Consider the following 15,459-nt stretch of genomic DNA (forward strand, 5'->3'; position numbering starts at 1 on the left):
CCAGCATCCACGCTGGCTTTTTATCTTCAACCTTTGACGTATTTTCTAAATGGAGACGTTCAAAGACATCGGCACATAGCGAATGCCTTGCTTTTCGTAGATAGTGTCAGTTGGCTCAAAACCGTGTTGTTGGTAGAACTGGACGGCATTTGGGGCAGAACGAAGGCGTACCGAAGTTCCTGGCAGGCGTTTGGTATGCTCTAATATCGCGTTAAGCAGCAACTTACCCAAGCCTTTATTTTGCTCCTCAGTGGCGACAAACAAGTGCGTGAGATAGTTGCCATCTTTGAGCGCGGCAAAACCAACAATCTTAGTACCGCTTATGACTTTTAGCGTAACAAAGTTCGTGTGAGTGATCGCTTGAGTCACATCCTGCTCAATTTTCGCGAGGAATCGTTGTTTCCCTTCCGGCGTGAAATGCTCAAGAATATGTTGTTGCGTTGTTTTAGAGACTAACTCCGCAACCGCGATGATATCTTCAATTTGGGTTTGAGTTATCTCGGGCATTAATCTTCTCTTCAAGTGTCTTTATTAATTCTTCTAACTGCTGCTGATCGAAATTGTCCGAATTGGGGACTTGATGTGCGTCGTTCGCAGTGTAGAGCATCAAATCTCTCCCATTGCGCCTTTTTGTGTTGTCTTGCATACGTCGTGTGCGACTTTTAAATTTAGCACTATGCGCTCTTCAAATCATTGCGACGTGAACAAACCAAATTATGTCCGTTACCCTAGCATCTTGGGGTTACCAGATACATGAATGACAACAACGTACTGGTCGTAATTCACACTGTAAATTATCCAAACTATGAATGAAATGAGCGAAAAGAATGAATTTGGACAGAACAGCGCCATGCTCGAAGACCGCGTAGAATATCGCTTAGCTTAACTGATAGACAATATGTCGAATTTATTGGCTGTATGGCGTAATATTGTCCAAAAAGGGGTGAATAAGAGGTCAGACCAATGTCTCAGTTTTTTATTTTTTATTGGTATTTTTTGAACGTAGTACTCAAAAAAAAGATTGGCCTTTTTCTTTAGGGAATTATTTTGAACAGAATGTGTCAATTGTCAGTAGTACAGCAAAAGAAGGGAGAAAGGAAATGCCGGATATTTATTGCTCAGCATGCAGAAAATCGACGCAGCATAAAGTGATTATGAAGCGTAGTGAGCCCGAGCAAGTAGAAACATTGACTGACAAAGTCGTAAGTTTTACACAACTGATGGCGAAGTTTGTAACCGGTGAACATTATTATGAAATGGAGCCGCAATACTACTGCCGAAGCTGTAACCATCGCGCTATCGGTGAAGTTATTCAGCATCCAGCGCAACAGACATCGGCAATAATGTGAACGAGGTTAAGCGGCCTGTTCTTCTTCTGCACTGACCGGTAGGCCATCGACCATCACTGGCCAACCGTATGATGCGTACTCTGAAGCCAAAAATTTTGCGACCTCATGTGAAACGGTCGTGTACGTCCATTCACCAACACCAAATGGCTTGTACGCAAGTTGTAGGGTTAACATTACTTTCTCCTAATTCTTTTTTCCTATTATTGCCTTACCATTTGATGTAGTACTTTTCTTTAAAGCTCAGTTTTTTCTCTGCAAAGGTCATTGTCTCATTTTTTATTAACATAATTAAGTTTGACTATAAATCTTAGTGATAAGCTGATGATTTTATAAACTAAGCATTCATGGTCTGTACACTTTGTATTTCGGAGCTTTTTGTTCAAAGCAATCGTTAAATTCTTGTGGAATTCACACCTTCTTGATTTTGTGATTTGCAAAACCAAGCGTAACTATTAATGTAACGACTCTTGAATTGTTGCAAGGATGTAGTGAATGAGTTACCAGCTGGACAGGATTGATTTGCAAATTTTGAGATTGCTGCATTCAAAGGGGCGGCTCCCGATTGTTGAATTGGCGAAACAGGTTAATTTAACGACCTCTCCCTGCTCCGAGCGTGTAAAAAGATTGGAGAAAGAGGGTTACATCAATGGCTATCATGCAGAAATCAATGCCGAAAAGCTTGGTTTAGATGTACAAGTTTTCATTCATATACGGCTTGATCAAACCAGCTTTTCCATTTTTGAGAAGTTTGCTAAAGCCGTAGAGTTAATGCCGGAAATTGAAGAGTGCTATTCATTATCAGGAGACTTTGACACGATGATCAAAGTGAGGGTGAAGAGCATGAAAGCGTATCAGGAATTTATGTCGAGTAAGATGGGAACATTGCCTGGTGTGATTCAAACTCGTAGTGAAGTGGTGATTGAAGAGCATAAAACTGGGTTTGGTGTGAATCCCGAGCTGATCAGTTAAGGCATCGCACTTTTAGATAGAACAAAGGAGCCATGCGGCTCCTTTGTTATTTTGCTCGGGCACAATCTATGCGCTCACATATGTGGTCAGTACGCCAATCAAACCGCCAAAAACGCCCCCCCAGACGACAAGCCAGCCTAGGTGTTCTTTAATCATTTTCTGCACGATTTCTTTCACCAGTGCAGGAGTGAGCTCACTCAAGCGCTGTTCGATGATGCTTTCGATGTTATGTTTGATTTCATCCATCATCGCAGGAGACTCTAGCTGCTCTTTTAACGCATCTTTAATGGTATCGCTCTGGCTGAGCTCAACAATGGACTGCTGCATTTTTTCGATGAAAGGTTGCTTCATTGGCTGTAGGGCTTCTGCGCCACCAAACATCGCTAGCATGCCACCGAACTGTGAGCCTTCTATCACTTCTACTAGTGAGTCAAACGCTGGGGTTAAATCGACTTTATCGATCACTGGCTGAAGGTCAATGTTTACACCACCCGCCATCTCATTGTTTAGGAAGCGGTCGATATTGGCTTCGGTAAAGAACTGTTCCATCATCAAGTTTTTAATGGCTAATTTGAATTCTTCAAATCGTGCGGGAATAACACCAGAGCCGTATAGGCCTGGTACTTTCTCAAATAGCATGTGCACCGCAAGCCAGTTCGTGATTGCACCTGAAAATGCAAATAGACCTGCATACCATAGGTAATCATTTTGAATGTGATGACCTGCGCCCATCAAAGCGATAGCGAGGACATTAGTGAGTAAACTTTTGTTCATATTGAGCAATTATGAATAGAAGAAGTAATGAGTAGGCATGATTTTATACCCAAGTTACCTAGAGATGCTAGGTTAGATGGAATGGTTTAGGGTAAGTGAGGGGGAGAAAGAGCACAAGGGAATTGGTCGAAACCAAAAATTAACCCGACAATTATTGTCGGGCTACTGCTTTTTCTTAGAAGCTCTAAGATTATTATTTTGGTGTTTTAGAAGCGGAAGATCTTACAGCAAAGTTGGCATTTCCAGCGCTCTGAGTAGCCGAATAGTTTGTCAGCCCAACTTGGTTTCACTTTTACGATCTGCATTGAACCACATTTACACATAAGCCAATTACCTTATTATTAATGTAATAACTAAGCCATATATTGAGTATAGCTGTTTCTTAAAAAGTGAAGTAACAAATGAAGCCAGCTCAATGCTCTACGTTGTGTCCACTGCTTTAGAATACACAACGGGACGCTATGTTAATAAGTAGAATGTGGTGTATGTCACCTTTTTTGTTTTGGTGGCTAGAAAATACGTGATCGTTGTCGCGTTTTGCTTTTCGGGCGATAATAGGTTCGGTGCCGTGATTATAGCGAAATGATATAAAAAACGGCGCTAAGAAGCGCCGCTTTTAGGGGGGGAAGATAGGTTTTATGAGTCTTGTCGATTTTCGATCTCTTCGCCAATAAACCCACCGGTTTGATGCGCCCAAAGTTGAGCGTAAATACCATTATTGGCAATTAATTCTTGGTGCGAGCCTTGCTCAACGATACTGCCTTTATCAAGTACGATTAGGCGATCCATAGCAGCAATGGTCGACAGTCGGTGTGCAATAGCGATAACCGTTTTGCCTTGCATAAGTTCGATTAAACTTTCCTGAATAGCGGCTTCGACTTCAGAATCCAGCGCAGAGGTTGCTTCATCAAGGACCAAAAGTGGCGCATCTTTTAACAGTACTCGCGAGATAGCAATCCGCTGTCGCTGACCTCCAGAGAGCTTCACGCCTCGTTCACCGACCTGAGCATCGTAACCGACATTGCCAAATGGGTCAGTCAGAGTCTCGATAAATTCGTGTGCGTGTGCTTGCTTGGTCGCGTTGAGCAGCGCTTCTTCTGTTGCATCAGGGTTGCCATACAAGATGTTGTCGCGAATAGATCGGTGCAGCAGCGATGTATCTTGTGTCACCATCCCAATTTTCGAGCGTAGTGAATCTTGAGTTACTTTTGATATCTCTTGTCCATCAATCTTAATACAGCCCTCTTCGACGTCATGGAAACGCAATAGTAAGTTCACTAATGTTGATTTGCCTGCGCCAGAACGACCCACTAAGCCGACCTTTTCGCCCGGTTTGATGTTAAGGTTGAGGTTGCTGATCACACTTTTCTTCTCACCGTAATGGAAACTCACGTTGTCAAAGTGAATCCCTCCCTCAGAGACGTTGAGATCGTTGGCATCTGGTTGGTCTTTGATCTCTATTGGTTTAGAGAGGGTTTTCATGCCATCTACGACCGTTCCCATGTTTTCGAACAGTGCGCCGACTTCCCACATGATCCACATTGACATTCCGTTGATTCGTAGTGCTAAGCTGATAGCAATGGCGATAGCTCCGACACTGATTGCACTGTCTAACCATAGATAAATGGATAAGGCTGCAACGGAGAACACCAAAATGTAGTTCGATATTTCAACGGCCACATCAAAGCCGGTCACTAAGCGCATTTGGCGGTAAACCGTATTTAAGAAGCCTTTCATGCCTTGTTCTGCATACTCAGTTTCTCGTGTGCTGTGTGAGAACAGTTTTACCGTTTGGATGTTGGTGTAACTGTCTACAATGCGCCCCGTCATGGTTGAGCGCGCGTCAGCTTGTTCTGTGGCGACATTTTTGAGCTTTGGTACAAAGTAGATTTGAATCGCCACGTAGGCAGCAAGCCAAACCAGCATTGGGATCATCAAACGCCAGTCTGAGGCGGCGAGTATTACAATCATACTGGTGAAATAAACTGAAACGTAGACGAATACGTCCATTGTTTTCATCACCGTTTCTCGAACGGCAAGGGAAGTTTGCATCACCTTAGTCGCAACACGCCCTGCAAAATCGTCTTGATAAAAGTTCAGACTTTGGTTGAGCAAGTATCGGTGCGCGAGCCAACGAATTGACATCGGATAGTTGCCAAGCAAGGTTTGGTGGATTAGCAGTGAGTAGAACACCACTAACAAAGGCATGACGACTAGCAATAAGGCGCAGTAAAAGATCAGAGTATCCTTATTGTCTTGTAAAAACGTCTCTGGGTTGCTAGTGGAAAGCCAGTCAACCAGTTGTCCCATTGCGCCAAATAAGGAGACTTCGACAATGGCCACAATCGTCGACATCAAAGACATGATGATCAGCGGCTTTTCATAGCCTCGAGTATAGTGACGCAAAAAAGCAAAGATCCCTGAAGGAGGCTGATCAGGGTTGGATCTGGGGAACGGCTCGGTAAAGCCTTCAAATCGTTTAAACATAACTCATCCTAAAGTTAAAACTGTGCCATCTCAGACATTGAACTCATAAATCATCTTTACCCTGGACGAGGCAGCGTTCCGAGAATGGAGGTAAGATATATTGTTGTGTCTACCAGCCAGAAAGGTAGACGATTTTAGGTTGTGAGGGGTGAAAAAGTAGTCTAACTGATTGGCTTTGAAATGTAACCATTAGGTTATAGACAGTGATGGGAACGGTGTCTTGTTTTTGATATTCCTTGATTAGAAAACAACGAACTCGCTTTCACCCAATAAGAAGTCGCGTAAAAATCGTTATTGGCAGTAAATATCACTTTTCATTGATTGAATCATTAATAAAAACAGCAAAACCATGCCTAACATTAAATTTACAATCTGATCATTCTAGTGAGAAGGAATGTATTGGATGCTATTACACGAATCAGTGCCTCAGAATGCACATGGAAGAAAAGAAAGCATACAAAGTGCTCTGCGTCATACTGCAAACTGTGTCGTCATGGTGCCGCCGAAAGAGTTTCGCTTCAATGACGAAACGGCACAAGATAATGAATTTCAACACCAAGTATCACTTAGCCAAGAACAAGTGTCGCGTAAAACCATGTCTGAATTTTCTGCTATGGTGGCAGCATTGCGCCAAGAAGGTGTGCAAGTTGTTGAATTTGATTACCCAACATCAGATGTTGCCACGCCGGATGCTGTATTCCCTAATAACTGGTTTAGTACTACGCCTGAAGGAAGCTTTTATACTTTTCCTATGGCGTGTGAAAATCGTCGGCAAGAAGTGCGCCCAGATGCTTTAGTGGCTGCGCTAGCACATGCTGGACGTGTAGTGCATCAACAAGATTCGTTGACAGGCTATGTAGAAGATGAAGCCTATCTAGAGAGCACCGGCGTGATGGTTTTCGACCATTTTAATAAAACGGTTTATGCGGCACTTTCGCAACGCTGCGATCGTCTCGTATTAGAAGAGTACACCAAGCGCATTGGCTACGAGCGAGTGATCTCTTTCCAAACTCGACTGCCTTCTGGCGCGCCGATTTATCACACCAACGTGATGATGGCGGTCGGTGAGCAGTTTTGTGTCATTTGTGATGAAGTGATCCCCGAGTTCGAGCGCCGCTTCGTGATTAAATCACTCGCAAAAGATAAGCAAGTCATCTCGATTTCTCTGGAACAGATGAATCAGTTTTGTGGCAATATTCTTCAGTTGGAGAGTGTTAACGGCGATAAAGTGATTGCAATGTCTCAATCTGCCTACAATGCGTTTTCGCCAGCGCAGCGAAACCAACTTGCGACACACGGGAAATTGCTGCCGTTTGATGTTTCTACCATAGAATCGATTGGCGGAGGTTCTGTGCGCTGCATGCTTGGTGAAGTGTTCTTACCTCGTCGTAAAGCTGTGTTGTAATACCTGAACGCTGCTTCCCAAACACACGATTAAGAGGTGCGAGACGTGATATTTAAATGAGTACAGAATGCCACTCTCGAGGAGTGGCGTTCTTAATTTTAATGAATACGTTAGATTTTCATCGTTAATCGCTGCTTCGTCTTTATATCAAGTCATTCTCGCGGAACTAAGCATCTCGAGGCTGGTGCAGGCCATCGATATCTCCAATGGGCCTTTTGCTCGACCAGACCTCAATGTGCTGTTATCGGGTGTCGCGTTCATCCGCAACCCGGAGAACAACTACCCAATTAGAGGTTCTTACCTGTAAACGCACCGCTAGCATAATAGGCTCTGCGGGAGGCATTGAAAACGGAAAGGGCTTACTCTTCTAAAACAAGGTGGTTCACCAAAAAGATTGTGATAAAGTCCGCGCCTGCGTTTTATCACGCTCTCATCGTTTTCACTGCCTCCAGATAAAGGGCCAAGCAAATGTCATTTTCTACTCTTTCATTGAGCTCAGGGCTTATTCATGCGTTGCCAAAAGAGATCAACAAGCCTAGCGATATTCAAGCATTGGTGATTCCTGAAATGTTGGTAGACCAAGATGTGTTGGCATTAGCCAATACGGGCAGCGGAAAGACATTAGCTTACGGCCTCCCGTTACTTGAAAAGCTAAGTGCAGATACTGGCCAACAAGCGGTAGTTTTGGTGCCAACACGAGAGCTAGCGATTCAGGTAAGTGACGCGATTAATCAAGTTGGTCAAAGCTTAGATCTAAGTGTGGTTTGCTTATGTGGTGGCGTAGATAAAGAGCCACAGCAGCAGGCGCTCGCGAACAACCCTGCTATTCTTGTCGCAACAACAGGCCGTTTAGTTGACCTTATCAAGCATGGCTTGGACTTAAACCGTGTTGGTTACCTTATCCTGGATGAAGCCGATCGCCTGCTCAACATGGGCTTTTGGCCTGATGTGCAAAGTATTGCCGCCCAAATCTCAAGCAAGCGTCAAACGGCGATGTTCTCAGCGACATTTTCTGATGAACTGAAGCAAAAAGCGAAGCAGCTGATGCACTCTCCAAAGCAGGTGTCTGCGCATAAAGAAAACAGCATCAACAAAGATATCGTTGAAACGCTGTATTTGGTGAACAAAGGCAGTAAAACCCAAGCGCTGATTGAGTTAATCAAGCAAAATGCATGGTCGCAGGTGTTGGTGTTTATTGGTGCTAAAGAGAACGCGGATGGATTGGTGAAAAAGCTGAACAAAGCGGGCATCTCAACCAATGCACTACATGGGAATAAGAGCCAAGCCGAGCGTGAAGCCGCGCTCACTGAGTTTAAAAGTGGTGAAACGAACGTACTGATCGCAACGGACTTACTCGCGCGCGGCATTCATATTGAACAGCTTCCTGTCGTGATTAACTTTGAGCTGCCAATGCACGCTGAGACATACGTACATAGAGTAGGCCGCACCGCGAGAGCAGGAAAGCAAGGTGTGGCGATGTCGCTCGTCTGCCATGGTGAAATGGAGGCCCTAACCGCCATTCGCAATCTGACGCAGCGTGAACTGCCAGTGCAAGATTTAGAGGGATTTCCTGTCACTGATCAGCCATCTACCGGCGAAAGCAAACGTGCGCCGAGAGACAAGAAAGCAAATCGACGCACGAATAGCAAAAAAAGCATTAAGCAGTTTCAAAGTAAACCGAAGCGCCACGCGCCACGAGTCAAATAAAATTTGTGGTTGGAACCATCAGGCTGGGCCTTTGATCTAATAGGGGTATCGAAATATGGGTACTCCAATATGCTTCAGAGCCTGCTCCTCAACATTACGAACTCGAAGTCGCTCACCTCTACTGTAAAGACAATGGTCGCCAACTTGTTGACCCTGTTCGGTTACCGAAGACCGTCACGAACAAAGAATACGTTCAAGAAATGGCACTTTATCTACAACAGACCCGAAAGAGTGTGCGTTCTGCCCACAGAGAGATGAGTGTACTCAGAGTAAGAACATGAAAAAGGTGATTACTCGGCATATCTATACAAATGTCGTAGATAGAGCAAACCAAATGTGCCTTTCAGCGTATGGACGGAAGACCTACAGATGGAGATAAGGTATCACAGGCACCGTTATGCTCGCTTCTGTGGGCTGAAGAACGTGCAAATGCTATGTTGGCTTGCAGCCGCCGCTCATACGAAAGAACCCCACTTTTTAAAGTGGGGTTCGTCAGCAATCTGACGCCACGCTAACAACGCGGCGTTTTTTTTGGACATGAGTTGATTATTTAACATTCACAATTGGCTTAAAGTGATTACAATACGTCGGTCTTTATTTTCCGGCGATTCCACTCTTGAAACTCAGTAAACGACTCAATCAAATAGTACAACTTGTAGAGCCTAACTATACTCATATCTGGGATTGCTGCTGCGATCATGGGTTGCTCGGTACCGCTTTACTCAATAGTGACATCGCACCGAATATCCATTTTGTCGATATTGTCGAGCCGTTGGTATCGGCAGTGGAGAGCAAGCTGCAGCGCTTTTACTCCGACACATCAGCAGCTTGGCATGTGCACTGTTTGGATGTGGCGACATTGCCTTTGCATCAATATCCGGGTAAACATTTGGTGATCATCGCTGGTGTTGGCGGGGATTTGATCGCCGAGTTTGTACAAGCCATACATCAGCAATACCCAACACTCGATATCGATTTTATTCTGTGCCCTGTTCATCACCAATTTAAGCTGCGCCATGTTTTGAATCAACGCAACTTTGGCTTAAAAGACGAGGTGTTGGTAAAAGAAAATCACCGATTTTATGAAATTATCTATGTTTCATCTCAGCAGAGTTCGCAAGCAAAAGTGAGCTTAGTCGGTGATAAAATTTGGTTGGCCGCCAATGAAGAACAAACGCGGTTGAGCAGAGAGTATTTGGACAAAACCCTAAACCATTACAACCGGATCCTGCAGGGCAACAAAAAAGACGTTGCTCAGATTGTAGAGAGTTATCAGTCGGTCATGCTCTGATATTTGAATAGAGTGTCGTTGTTGCGATTACTGCACGATTGAACATGGGCGACGTGAGGGAAGGTTGAGCTGACTACAACGCCAATCTCATGCTACTAGCTCTGTTCTTAGCGGACGAATCTTCTCGTTCTTTCTCTCTTTTTTCTTCATTTTACGCAGTCTTTGTTCTGCTCGTTTTCCCTTGTTCGCTCGTCACTTTTATCAGCCTATTTGTTTTTTCTTTTTATATTCAGTGCAATTACAAAAAATGCACCATAATTGGAGTTATTGACATGTTTGTATATAGCAAGGGAGGGTAATAGCACCCCCTGAAATGAGTTTCGTGATAACGCAGTGGTGAGTGGCATGAGTACGGCAGGCTGGTGGAATCAACTGGCCCAAAGGTAGAAATACCTCAACGTCTCCGAAGGCCTTAAGGCGTTGGACTTTTCGTAAGGAGAAAGCATGAGAGGCGTTGCTTTGCATTTTTCACTGGATGAGTTCCAGGATCGGCTAACGAAAGTTCGGTTATCGATGGAAGAGCAGGAACTGGATCTTTTGATCATCCACGACCCGTCGAATATGGCGTGGTTAACCGGGTATGACGGTTGGTCTTTCTATGTGCCTCAATGCGTGGTGGTGGCAACGACGGGAGAGCCTGTTTGGTTTGGGCGTTGTCAAGATGCTAACGGGGCATATCGAACAGCGTATATGTCAGCGGAGAATATAACCTACTATCCCGATCACTATGTGATGAACCCACCGCTCCATCCGATGGATTGCTTAGTTGAGGGCGTACTCGAGCCAAGGCTTTGGGATCGCGGCCGTATCGGTGTGGAAAAAGATAATTACTACTTCAGTGCCACGGCTTACGAATCGCTGACCACTCACCTACCTAATGCTCGATTATTAGATGCAACAGGCTTAGTGAACTGGTGCCGCGCTGTAAAATCGGATCAAGAGTTAGCGTATATGTATCGCGCGGCGCGTATTGTCGAGAACATGCACCGGGTCGCGTTTGAGATGATTGAACCTGGCCTGCCAAAGCACCACCTCGTGGCTGAAATTAACCGACAAGCGGTACTTGGCCATGAAGAACATTTTGGCGATTACACCGCCATTGTGCCGTTATTGCCCTCCGGTTCTGACGCCTCTGCGCCGCATCTGACCTGGGATGACCGGCCGTTTCAAAAAGGGGAAGGCACCTTCTTTGAAATCGCTGGGGCTCACCGCCGCTACCATTGCCCGCTTTCTCGTACTATTTTTTTGGGTGAACCCGATGACAAATTTAAGCGCGCCGACGAAGCGCTGACACGTGGTATTGAAGCGGGGTTGGAAGTTGCGAAACTAGGAAACACCTGCGCAGATATCGCCAATGCACTCAATCAGGTTCTGGACAAGGCGGGGTTCTCACGCGAGGGAGCGCGCTGCGGATACCCTATCGGCTTGAGCTACCCGCCAGACTGGGGCGAGCGAACCATGAGTTTACGAGACACCGATGGGACACCCCTTGAAGAAGGCATGACATTCCACTTTATGCCGGGGTTATGGTTTGAGGACTGGGGATTAGAAACCACAGAGAGTATTGTGATCACAAAAGAGGGCGCAAAAACCTTGTGTGATTTCCCTCGCCACTTATTCATTAAACATTAGAGTCACTTCATTCAACTTGAGCCGCAGAAAAGTAGGGAAGAAGAGGGTTGTAGTGATGGGCGAAGACGGTGATGAACAACACTTATACTCCCATGATAAGGAGGGGTAACCATGCGTCTTGATCGTTATGACGTTAAAATTCTACAAATTCTTCATGATAATGGGCGCATTACCAAATCCCACCTTGCCGAAGCGATTAACCTGTCAGTCAGCCCCTGCTGGGAGCGTGTCAAAAAGCTCGAAGAGGCTGGTATCATTGAAGGTTACGGAGCAAAAGTAAATACGGATGTGTTGTTTAAACACACCTCAGTGATGGTTGAAGTGACGCTAAAAGAACATAGCGCCCAAGCCTTCAGACGCTTTGAACAACTGGTACAACATACCCCAGAGGTGACAGATTGTTACGCCACTGGCGGCGGCATCGATTATATCCTCAAAGTTCAATCGGAAGACATTGATCAATACCAACGGTTGATCGATAACTGGTTAGATTCAGAAGTCGGCATTGAACGCTACTTTACCTACATCGTGACGAAAACCATTAAAAGCCATTCTGTCTCTTTAGACATCAATCCAAACTCGCTCACTTTAAATGGTTAGCCTCGCGTAACGGTGTGCAGAAAAAAATGCATGTATTTTCCTCTTAAACAGAAAGTTTTGTCCTCCTCTTTGGCGTCATCAGAAATATTCGGAATATTTCCTCCTCTACAGTGTATCTATATGTCGGATTTCTATGACTTTGAGTACTCATTCATATGGGTATCGATACCATAATGATCGATACATCTGAGTATTTAAAGGAGTCGTAAGTTCTCACGGCTGCGTGAAGGCGCAAGGGGAAAATCATGAATGACAAAACGCAACAACTATTGGATATCGATCGTCAACGCGTATTTCACGCCTCAACGCATCTAAAGCAATATGCCTGTGGGGAATTGCCGGGGAGAATCATCACAGGTGCAAGCGGCATTCGTATCACCGACTCAGAAGGAACGGAGTTAATAGACGGTTTTGCTGGATTGTATTGTGTCAATATCGGTTATGGCCGACTAGAAATGGCAGAGGCCATTTATGAGCAGGCAAAGCAATTGGCGTATTACCATACCTATGTGGGGCACACCAACGAAGCACTGGTTAAACTCTCTGATCGCATCATTAAAATGGCACCAGAGGGCATGAGCAGAGTCTATTATGGCATGTCAGGAAGTGATGCCAATGAAACTCAGCTTAAACTGGTGTGGTATTACAACAATGTGCGTGGACGACCAGAGAAGAAAAAAATCATCTCACGCGATCGTGGTTATCACGGCTCTAGCATTGCTTCTGGTTCGATGACCGGACTCCCCCTTTTTCATGCGCACTTTGACCTGCCACTAGACCGGATCAAACATACGCTTGCCCCTTACTATTATCGCCGAGAAGATGAGAGCTTATCTGAGTTAGATTTTTCGCAGTATTGTGCTGATCAACTTGAAACACGGATTCTTGCAGAAGGGCCAGACACCGTTGCCGCGATGATTGCAGAACCTGTGCTGGGAACGGGAGGAATAGTGCCACCTCCGCGAGGCTATTGGCCGGCAATCCGTAAAGTATTAGATAAATATGATGTGCTTTTAATTGCCGATGAAGTGGTGTGCGGCTTTGGTCGTCTTGGCGCGAGTTTTGGCTCGATACATTATGATATGAAACCGGATTTGATGACAGTCGCGAAAGGGCTTACATCGGCCTACCAACCGTTATCTGGAGTGATAGTTGGTGAGCGAGTGTGGCATGTACTCGAAAACGGAACTGAACAATGGGGAGCAATCGGTCATGGTTACACCTATTCCGGTCATCCAATGGGAGCGGCAGCGGCAAACTGCAATTTAGACATCATTGAGCGAGAGGGCTTAGTGAGTAACGCCGCAGAAGTCGGGGCCTATTTACAGCAACGAATGGCCGACACATTCAGTGACCATCCGCTGGTGGGGGACTCTCGTGGTGTGGGCATGTTGCATGCCTTAGAGTTCTCTGCAAATAAGCGCAATCGTGAACATTTCGATCCAAACTTGAAAGTGGGTTCCCAAATCGCCGCCGCTTGTCTAGAGCAAGGTTTAATTGCCCGTGCCATGCCACATGGCGATATTCTTGGCTTTGCACCGCCGTTGATTACTACTCGTGCAGACATCGATATGATGATTGATAAAGCCCATCAAGCAATCAGCAAAGTGATGGATCGTTTGGTTACCTCGAATCAGTGGCAGCCGAAATAAAGTGGTCGTACAAGCAACGCATTCTCACTGAATCACGCATCTCGAGGTTAGTTATAAATTGGAAGGGGTGACAAGTGCTAAAACTGATCCTATATTTGGAAGCAGAGGGCTAGGGTACACACACGTTGTTTACCATTGGGGCCAGAAGGACACCGATGGTTACTGCTTCTACTAGCGATGTCAGACTTTTTCTCTAAAGTGATTTAGGTGACGGAAAAAGTTTGATTTAGTGAAAGAAGATCGCGTGTTAGGCGTGCTCGAGTGAGTTACTTAGCCCTTGTAGAGCTAAAGAAGTTAGGATTCATTGAAAAAGTAAAAAAGTAGTTGTATGAAATTTATGCTTCTGCTAGTATACCGCGCAGTTGTTCAAAGAGTTATTAAATGCAGCATCAAGTACAAGTAAAGCTTCCACTACGAAATAACCATTTTTGTAGTTAGATGTTTCCCTTTTATTTTAGCGTATCATGATATAATTCAACTCATTAACATATTGTTAATAATGAACTTTTACTCAAAATAAACTAATAGGGGCATAACATGTCTAATTCAAATACTGGTATCGTAAAATGGTTCAACGAAGAGAAAGGCTTCGGTTTCATCACTCAAGATAACGGCGGCGCTGACGTATTCGTTCACTTCCGTTCTATCGCTTCTGAAGGTTTCAAAACTCTGAAAGAAGGCCAAAAAGTGTCTTTCGAAGTTGAACAAGGTCAAAAAGGCCCACAAGCTAGCAACGTTATCGCTCTTTAATTAGGCGAAGCTGTGTAAGCTTAAAAGAATATAGAAGGTCGCTTATTATTAGCGGCCTTTTTTGTATCTGTCGTATAGCAATCCTCCCCTTCGAGCCCAGTATTTTGGCATCGTCGATGTTGAATATAAGAGGAGGGATAGTGAGCCGAATCTACCTATTGTTTCAGTTCGATAAGTTACGCAGCTTTGGGTCGTCTGAAAGGTATTCGACAAATTCGATTTCAAAGCCTGAAGGGTCAACAAAATAGACGTTCTTACGGTATGGTTCTTCAGCGCCGGGGTTGGCAATTTGATAACCTGCTTCAACCAGTCTTTTCGTCACGCCATCAATGTCGTTGGTCACATACGCGAAATGCGCTAGCCCGACTTGATAACCGCTTAGATCGCGATTCTTCCCTTCGCCATGATCGCTCATCGCAATGTATTGGTACTCATCACCAAAGTGGATCCAGTTTCTTGGTTTTCCGCTCCATTCGCCTTTGCCTTCGTCACGCACATACCAATGTGGAAATGCCGCTTGGTAAAACTTTAACATTTCAGGGATGTCCTTAACCACTAAGTTCACATGTTCGAGTTGGATCATGGTTTGCTCCTTTGTCATTTTTTAACCAACGAAGAATAGGTTAAAACCTCAAGTTAAGTGGAGGTAAAGGGCTTTTTCATTTTTTTATGTTGAATGGATTATGTACTTGCGATTTGGTTCAAACTATTGCTTGTTATGGCCTTTTGCGAATTGTTTTTACAGATGCTTGCGGTAAGTAGATTCCGTATCATGCTCCTTCGTCGCTGTACGGAATGACGCAGTGGGATTGAGCATAGGACTCGCGATGTCATTCTGAAAGA

14 protein-coding genes and 2 pseudogenes are annotated in these 15,459 nt (G+C 44.8%); 11 read left to right on the plus strand and 5 right to left on the minus strand.

Features of this window, described 5'->3' with window-relative positions; genetic code table 11:
• Window positions 1–45 precede the first annotated feature (45 nt).
• A complete protein-coding gene (locus AK965_RS04440) occupies window positions 46–507 on the minus strand; it encodes a GNAT family N-acetyltransferase (RefSeq protein ID WP_099078468.1) in 462 nt (153 codons plus the stop codon).
• A 593-nt stretch (window positions 508–1,100) separates the two neighbouring features.
• On the opposite strand from AK965_RS04440, the gene AK965_RS04445 reads away from it, so the two are divergent.
• On the plus strand, window positions 1,101–1,349 hold the full coding sequence (locus AK965_RS04445; RefSeq protein ID WP_099078469.1) for a hypothetical protein: 249 nt from the start codon (window positions 1,101–1,103) through the stop codon (window positions 1,347–1,349).
• 6 nt (window positions 1,350–1,355) lie between these two features.
• On the opposite strand, the gene AK965_RS04450 is transcribed toward AK965_RS04445, so the two are convergent.
• Window positions 1,356–1,523, minus strand: coding sequence for a hypothetical protein (locus AK965_RS04450; RefSeq protein WP_099078470.1), 168 nt, complete (start codon window positions 1,521–1,523; stop codon window positions 1,356–1,358).
• Between the two features lie 318 nt (window positions 1,524–1,841).
• Here AK965_RS04450 and AK965_RS04455 point away from each other — a divergent pair, with 318 nt between their 5' ends.
• Complete coding sequence (locus AK965_RS04455; RefSeq protein WP_099078471.1) at window positions 1,842–2,318, plus strand: Lrp/AsnC family transcriptional regulator; 477 nt, start codon at window positions 1,842–1,844, stop codon at window positions 2,316–2,318.
• A 66-nt stretch (window positions 2,319–2,384) separates the two neighbouring features.
• Here the strand turns inward: AK965_RS04455 and AK965_RS04460 are convergent, their stop codons facing one another.
• Complete coding sequence (locus AK965_RS04460; RefSeq protein WP_099078472.1) at window positions 2,385–3,092, minus strand: DUF445 family protein; 708 nt, start codon at window positions 3,090–3,092, stop codon at window positions 2,385–2,387.
• A 636-nt stretch (window positions 3,093–3,728) separates the two neighbouring features.
• Window positions 3,729–5,579: an ABC transporter ATP-binding protein gene (locus AK965_RS04465; protein WP_099078473.1), complete on the minus strand. Its 1,851-nt coding sequence runs from the start codon at window positions 5,577–5,579 to the stop codon at window positions 3,729–3,731.
• Between the two features lie 403 nt (window positions 5,580–5,982).
• On the opposite strand from AK965_RS04465, the gene AK965_RS04470 reads away from it, so the two are divergent.
• The 9 genes and pseudogenes from AK965_RS04470 to AK965_RS04510 all read left to right on the plus strand — a co-directional run bounded on the left by AK965_RS04470 (window position 5,983) and on the right by AK965_RS04510 (window position 14,616).
• Entirely contained in the window at window positions 5,983–6,984 is a 1,002-nt protein-coding gene (locus tag AK965_RS04470; protein WP_099078474.1) for an arginine deiminase-related protein, read from the plus strand.
• Window positions 6,985–7,168: 184 nt separating this feature from the next.
• Window positions 7,169–7,291, plus strand: a pseudogene (locus AK965_RS20635) (thioredoxin peroxidase); the annotation flags it as partial.
• 161 nt (window positions 7,292–7,452) lie between these two features.
• A complete protein-coding gene (locus tag AK965_RS04480) occupies window positions 7,453–8,691 on the plus strand; it encodes a DEAD/DEAH box helicase (RefSeq protein WP_099078475.1) in 1,239 nt (412 codons plus the stop codon).
• Between the two features lie 141 nt (window positions 8,692–8,832).
• Window positions 8,833–9,147, plus strand: a pseudogene (locus AK965_RS04485) (transposase); the annotation flags it as partial.
• Window positions 9,148–9,307: 160 nt separating this feature from the next.
• Window positions 9,308–9,982, plus strand: coding sequence for a tRNA (adenine(22)-N(1))-methyltransferase TrmK (locus AK965_RS04490; protein WP_099078476.1), 675 nt, complete (start codon window positions 9,308–9,310; stop codon window positions 9,980–9,982).
• 444 nt (window positions 9,983–10,426) lie between these two features.
• Window positions 10,427–11,614, plus strand: a complete 1,188-nt coding sequence (locus AK965_RS04495; RefSeq protein ID WP_099078477.1) for a M24 family metallopeptidase — start codon at window positions 10,427–10,429, stop codon at window positions 11,612–11,614.
• 111 nt (window positions 11,615–11,725) lie between these two features.
• A complete protein-coding gene (locus tag AK965_RS04500; RefSeq protein ID WP_099078478.1) occupies window positions 11,726–12,214 on the plus strand; it encodes an Lrp/AsnC family transcriptional regulator in 489 nt (162 codons plus the stop codon).
• Window positions 12,215–12,459: 245 nt separating this feature from the next.
• On the plus strand, window positions 12,460–13,866 hold the full coding sequence (locus tag AK965_RS04505) for an aspartate aminotransferase family protein (RefSeq protein ID WP_099078479.1): 1,407 nt from the start codon (window positions 12,460–12,462) through the stop codon (window positions 13,864–13,866).
• 537 nt (window positions 13,867–14,403) lie between these two features.
• Window positions 14,404–14,616 carry a cold-shock protein gene (locus tag AK965_RS04510; protein ID WP_099078480.1) on the plus strand — a complete coding sequence of 71 codons (213 nt, stop codon included), beginning with the start codon at window positions 14,404–14,406 and terminating at the stop codon, window positions 14,614–14,616.
• Between the two features lie 163 nt (window positions 14,617–14,779).
• On the opposite strand, the gene AK965_RS04515 is transcribed toward AK965_RS04510, so the two are convergent.
• Entirely contained in the window at window positions 14,780–15,199 is a 420-nt protein-coding gene (locus AK965_RS04515; RefSeq protein ID WP_099078481.1) for a VOC family protein, read from the minus strand.
• Between the last annotated feature and the right edge of the window lie 260 nt (window positions 15,200–15,459).

The sequence above is a fragment of the Vibrio sp. PID17_43 genome (genome assembly GCF_002608565.1).
Classification (GTDB): domain Bacteria; phylum Pseudomonadota; class Gammaproteobacteria; order Enterobacterales; family Vibrionaceae; genus Vibrio.